This is a genomic window from Geomonas sp. (assembly GCF_035254065.1).
GTDB lineage: Bacteria > Desulfobacterota > Desulfuromonadia > Geobacterales > Geobacteraceae > Geomonas.
In genome coordinates, this window is record NZ_DATFBA010000084.1 from 1 (window position 1) to 5,388 (window position 5,388).

A 5,388-nucleotide genomic window follows, 5' to 3' on the forward strand; every position below is an offset into this window, starting at 1 on the left:
ACTGGTTCGATCCCAGTACGCCCACCAAACATACAGCAAAGGGCCAGGTCTATGACTTGGCCCTTTTTCTTTTTCCCTCCCCGACACCAACCATTGCCACCGGGCATCCGCCCCTCACCGCTATCTTCCCTTGGCATTTGCCAGAACAACGATAACATTAACCGGTATCAATGAACCCGCTTTCCCTGCCCCAAGCCATCATATCCCGCGCCGCCCGAAGAAGAGACACCCGGGCGTCCGCCAAAGGAGCCAAGCCATGGGGGAAGAAGATGACCGCAAGGACACACTGACCGGAATCATCGTCAACCAGGGGGGATCTTTTTCAGGCGGCCGCAACGGACAGGCCGCAGCCCCGTGCGGAGAGCTGACCCCGGAAGGGACCGCCGTCTGCATGGCGCTCTTCAAGAAGGTCTACCTCGGTCTGACCATGGGGGAGTCCTTCCGGTTCCCGGTCATCGTCGGCTCCGACCAGCAGGGACGAGCCTGGACCGGCTCCTATTCCATCATCGCCGATGGGCCGAGACTGTTCGAGGGGCGCCAGTTGACCCGGGCGCGCGAGGTGATGACCCTGAAGGCCAACGGCGGCATTCCCGTCATCAGCATCAGCACCAAATACTTCGAGCCCGACGACAGCGGCGTGTACAAGATCCTCTTCAACTCGGGGGTGAGCTATAACCCGGTCAGCCAGTGCACCCTCCCCAGCTCGCCCCGGGTAGGCGACCGCGGTACGCTGGGAACCTTCCAGGGAAGCGACGGCAGCACGGTGACCGTGAGCTGGGCCCTGAAGGGGGCCCTGCACGGCCATTCCGTGCTGGAGGTCTCCTCGGAGGTAACGGGCGACACGGAGACCTCCCGCGAGGTGGACAGCTACCTGCTCGACCCGACCGGCGTCCCGGCCACCATCACCCTGCGTGCAACCAGCATGGACACCACGGTCACCCTGTCCGGCGACCGCGCCCAGGATGGCAAGGAAGGGTGAAGGGGAGCGACTACCTACCTTCGTTACGCCGGAACCACTCCACCACCGCTTCGGCGGTTTGGGCGCCGGTCACCTTGTCCACCACCCTCCCCTTCTTGATCAGCAAGAGGACCGGAATCCCGGTCACTCCGAAGCGGGAGGAGAGCTGCGGATTTTCGTCGGTGTTGACCTGCACCACCGCGGCGCGCCCAGCCAGTTTTTCCGCCACTGTTCGCACAGCCTGTGCGAATGAGACGCAATGCGGTCACCAGGGAGCCCAGAACTCCGCCAGCAGCGGTCCCTGGTAGCGGGCAGCGAAGTCGTCGAAGGTGCTTTCAGTCAACTGCCGTGGTTGCCAATACAGGGGGGGAAGAGCCGCATGACAGCTGCCGCAGGTGCCCGCCACCCCCTCCTTGTCCGCCGGGACACGGTTGGCGGTGCCACAGGCCGGACACGATACAAGAAAAGAGTTCATACCTCCTCCTTCGTTTGATCTGCCTGACTCATTCTAGCGCTTTTTTCCGTGGCACCCCACCATTGTCGTACACTTGCCCCTAATAGTCCCGCCCCCACCCCACCCCTCTCCCCCGACTCCGCGAGGGAGAGGACTACGATCTGGACGGGGATGTACAAAAAGCGACCGCGCTGCCGACGAGGTTGCGAAAGTTCCTTGAGCGGCAGCTCGGTGTTGGCGAAAGTTAAGTTTTGGCGGTGGAATTCCCGTTCAAAATCTCCTCGCTTTCTGGTAAGGTAGGTAGCTGCTCCTTGTCGGGAGTCCAATTATTTACGATGCAAACCGGAGGTCTAACCCAGATGAAATGCCGTACCCTGCTCTTGCTGGTAGCTGCCCTGCTGATGATGACGCTCAACGTCCAGGCCGCGCAGCCGGAAGTCAAAACCAACCCGCCGGCCGCCACCCAGGGCCTTTACGTTCCCATCCTGCTTTACCACCGTTTCGGCCCCACCGTGGCCGACGGCATGACCATCAAGACCACCGTCTTCGAGGAGCACCTGAAATACCTGAAGGAGAACGGCTACCACGTGATCCCGCTGCAGGCCCTGGTCGACTACTACCTGAAAAAGGGACCGGCGCCCGGCCCCAAATCGGTGGTCATCGTGGCCGACGACGGCCACAAGTCGGTGTACAGCGACATGCTCCCGCTGGCCAAGAAGTACAACGTCCCGGTCACCGTCTTCATCTATCCCTCCGCCATCTCCAACGCCAAGTACGCGATGACCTGGGATCAGCTGAAGATCCTCAAGAAGAACAACTTCGACGTGCAGTCGCACACCTACTGGCACCCCAACTTCAAGAAGGACCGCAAGAAGATGGCCCCGGCGGAGTTCGAGAAATCGGTCACCATGCAGCTCAAGAAATCCCGCGAGAGGCTGGAGTCCCAGCTGGGTGGCAACGTCGACATGCTGGCCTGGCCGTTCGGCATCTACGACGACTACCTCCTGAAGAAGGCGGGCGAGGCCGGCTACAAGGCGACCTTCACCATCGAGGCGCACCACGCCACCACCAGGGACAACGTGATGAAGCTTCCCCGCTACCTGCTGATCAACGCGGACCAGGGTAAGTCCTTCGCGAGGATCGTGGAGGGGAGCGCCCCCAAGAGGAACATCGCCTTTTAAGCTAACCGCGACAACCTGAGACACAAAAAAACCCACCGGCCATGCCGGTGGGTTTTTCTTTTAGTGGAGTATCTCTCCCTTCTTAGTGAGTGGCCTCGCTCTTCAGGGTGAGGTCCTCGGCCCTGATGGCGCTGGCTGCGCCGCGTGCCTGCTCAAGCGCTTCCATCTCCCTGATCTTCTCGCCCAGCCAGTAGTGGAGTTCGCGAGCGGTCTGCAGGTTGACCACCACGCCGTTGACGACCTGGCGGACCAGGCTCTGGCCCAGGTCGGCAGGCTCCACGCCGGTCTCGGCGCCGATGGAGCCGGCGGGGGTGATCTCGTAGGAGAGCGCGTTGGGGAGCGGCTGGCGCTCAAGGTAGAAATTCATCACCAGCTCGCCGCGCGGCGAGACACCGCCGTGGGCACCGTTGATGTAGACCGGGCTATAGTCATAGGTGAAGATGTATTTAAAAGTCATTTCGGGGTTTTTTGCCATTGGTTCGCTCTCCTTAAATTTAGTGTCCCGTTTTCGACGAGGTGCAATTGAAGCTTTATATCACGGAGGTTCCGTCAAGGCAAACAAGAATACAGTTATCGCTCATGACGATCGTGTTAAAAAAGGAGCGGCGCGGCGCACTCCTGAAGCGGTCGCACCAGCTCCGCGCAGTTATTGTGCACGCTGTTCACCAGCGGAGATACCGGCCATACCTGCATGAGCTCCGCCGGGTACGGGAGGCAAAGCTCGGGCAGCGGGGGGAGCTGGTCGGGGCCCGGTTGCAGCCAACTCCGGTAGCACCGGGCAGGCAGGATGACCGGCATCCGGTCGTGGAAAGGATCGATCAGCTCGTTGGCGTCCGTGGTCAGTATGGTGCATGATTCAATCACCTCCCCTTCCGGCGACCTCCAACTGTCCCACAGCCCCGCCAGCAGCAGGGGAGAGCCGTCCTTGAGAGAGAAGTAGAGGGGTGCTTTCCTCTTCCCCTCCGATTTCCATTCGTAAAAGCCGGAGGCCGGCAACAGGCAGCGCCGCGATTTAAGCAGCCTCCTGAAGGCGGGCTTCTCGCCGGCCGTCTCCGAGCGGGCGTTGATCATCCTGCTGGCGATCGAGCGCTCCTTCGCCCAGGAGGGGATCAGCCCCCAGCTGAGGAGATCGAGCCGGGGGCGTCCCGCCTCATCCGGCCTGATCACCGCGACCCGTTGGGTCGGGGCCACGTTGAAGTTGGGAGTCACCGCCGTCGGCGCGGAGAGGCCGAAGAGTTCGATCAGCAGATCGAGGGGGAGGTCGAAAACGAAGCGTCCACACATAATTTGGCCATGGTATCACCGGCCTCCTCCTCTTTTCAACGGAAATGGCGCCGTCTGCCGCGCCGCTATGGCTTGGGCGAGCGGCAGGTGGGACATGATTGTCGATTGACGGCCCAGCTGGCACCCTCTATACTTAACGCTTTCTAATCATGCAAGGCGAATTGACGAAACTACGACCAAAATGTCGGCAGTGGCAGGGTGGGCACCGGCCAGGGAGCCCAAATCTTGGTGGGCACCGCCCACCACAACGAAGCCTGGCAAGGAGGGGGCGATGAGTGAGGACGAGATTCAGCAACTGATGACGGCGATCTTGGAGGAAGTGGCCTTGAACCTGTTGGCGGTGGGGATGGACAATTGGGAGGAAAAGAGTTTCGAGGCCTGCCGTTCGGGAGAGCTGCTGCATCTGCGGGTTAGGAACAGCGATGGAGAGGTGGCGCTCAAGGTGGTCGGCAGGGACGTCGACGAACTGGGAGAGCAGCTGGTGCTCGCTTGCCTGCACAACATCAACGCCGAGCAGCTGGGCGCGTTGCACGCGCGCCCGCTCAACCGGGGGCTGCAGGTGCAAAAGCCCAGGAGCTGACTTTCGAGGGTGTGCAGGGTCCCCGACCGGATCGCCGCGAGCTCCTTCTCAGAGTTCCGGACGCGACCTTGACACCCGCCTCCCCTTTTTCCACTGCCGCACAAAGTCCGGCTGCTACCCTTTTGGACCAGCTCACCATGTTACGGATGCAGCGGTGCTGAACTGGAACGAATTCTCCCGAAATAGTCATTCACTCACCGCAAACAGCGACAGCGGATGGCCCCGGAACAGCAGGGCGTCTTTCAGATACGAAACCAGCAGATCGCCCGACACACCCTTTGGGTGAAGAGCGACGGCAACGCCCGCTACATGGGACTGTACTGACATAGCGCGACAGTTTTCGTCGTACCACTGTCAGTGAGCGACGCTCATCCCGACAGAAAGTGAAAAAAAGTTAGTTGACATCACATTTGTTTCATGTAATTAAAGAATACAAATCTTTTCCACTAACGAGGTGACAACATGGCTACTCTGGTTGAGATGGCGCTGGAAATGGTGATCGCTCGGGCAAAGAGTACCCCTCTTACCGCTGAAGACATGGTGCAGGAACTCAAAAAGTTCCATGTCGAACTCAAAAAACTTGAATCGGGGGTAGTCATCGAAACGGAGGAGGCGCAGCCGGATGCGCAGCCTGCCCTTGCTCTGAGCCAGAAGGAGGCGTTCAGGCGGAACGAGATCAGCTGCATGATCTGCGGCAAGGGTGGATTCAAGATCCTCACCAGCCACCTGAGGGTCGCGCACGACCTGAAACCGCGCCAGTACAAGGAGATGTTCGGGATCCCCCGTAAACAGTCCCTCACCGCCAAAAGCTACTCCGACTCGCGCAGCAAAAAAGCCATCGAGAGCGGCATGTCGGAAAGGCTGAGGGCCAGGAAGGAAGCGGTCAAGACTGCCAAGGATTCAAGGCAGGCGAAAACGGCGGGCAAGGTGA

At 60.3% G+C, this 5,388-nt stretch carries 7 protein-coding genes; 4 read left to right on the forward strand and 3 right to left on the reverse strand.

Features of this window, described 5'->3' with window-relative positions; genetic code table 11:
• The first annotated feature begins 256 nt into the window (after window positions 1-256).
• A complete protein-coding gene (locus tag VJ604_RS04405; protein WP_324080167.1) occupies window positions 257-979 on the forward strand; it encodes a hypothetical protein in 723 nt (240 codons plus the stop codon).
• Window positions 980-989: 10 nt separating this feature from the next.
• On the opposite strand, the gene VJ604_RS04410 is transcribed toward VJ604_RS04405, so the two are convergent.
• Window positions 990-1,433: a thioredoxin family protein gene (locus VJ604_RS04410; RefSeq protein ID WP_324080168.1), complete on the reverse strand. Its 444-nt coding sequence runs from the start codon at window positions 1,431-1,433 to the stop codon at window positions 990-992.
• 338 nt (window positions 1,434-1,771) lie between these two features.
• Between VJ604_RS04410 and VJ604_RS04415 the strand changes: the two genes are divergently transcribed.
• The gene (locus tag VJ604_RS04415; RefSeq protein WP_324080169.1) at window positions 1,772-2,593 is read left to right on the forward strand and encodes a polysaccharide deacetylase family protein; all 822 of its coding nucleotides are present in this window, start codon (window positions 1,772-1,774) and stop codon (window positions 2,591-2,593) included.
• Between the two features lie 82 nt (window positions 2,594-2,675).
• On the opposite strand, the gene VJ604_RS04420 is transcribed toward VJ604_RS04415, so the two are convergent.
• A complete protein-coding gene (locus VJ604_RS04420; RefSeq protein WP_324080170.1) occupies window positions 2,676-3,068 on the reverse strand; it encodes a hypothetical protein in 393 nt (130 codons plus the stop codon).
• 116 nt (window positions 3,069-3,184) lie between these two features.
• Window positions 3,185-3,877 carry an SOS response-associated peptidase gene (locus VJ604_RS04425; RefSeq protein WP_324080171.1) on the reverse strand — a complete coding sequence of 231 codons (693 nt, stop codon included), beginning with the start codon at window positions 3,875-3,877 and terminating at the stop codon, window positions 3,185-3,187.
• 271 nt (window positions 3,878-4,148) lie between these two features.
• Here VJ604_RS04425 and VJ604_RS04430 point away from each other — a divergent pair, with 271 nt between their 5' ends.
• Both VJ604_RS04430 and VJ604_RS04435 read left to right on the forward strand, forming a co-directional pair.
• A complete protein-coding gene (locus VJ604_RS04430) occupies window positions 4,149-4,457 on the forward strand; it encodes a hypothetical protein (RefSeq protein ID WP_324080172.1) in 309 nt (102 codons plus the stop codon).
• 462 nt (window positions 4,458-4,919) lie between these two features.
• Window positions 4,920-5,388 (forward strand): MucR family transcriptional regulator (locus VJ604_RS04435; RefSeq protein WP_324080173.1); only part of this gene is annotated, 469 nt, incomplete at its 3' end.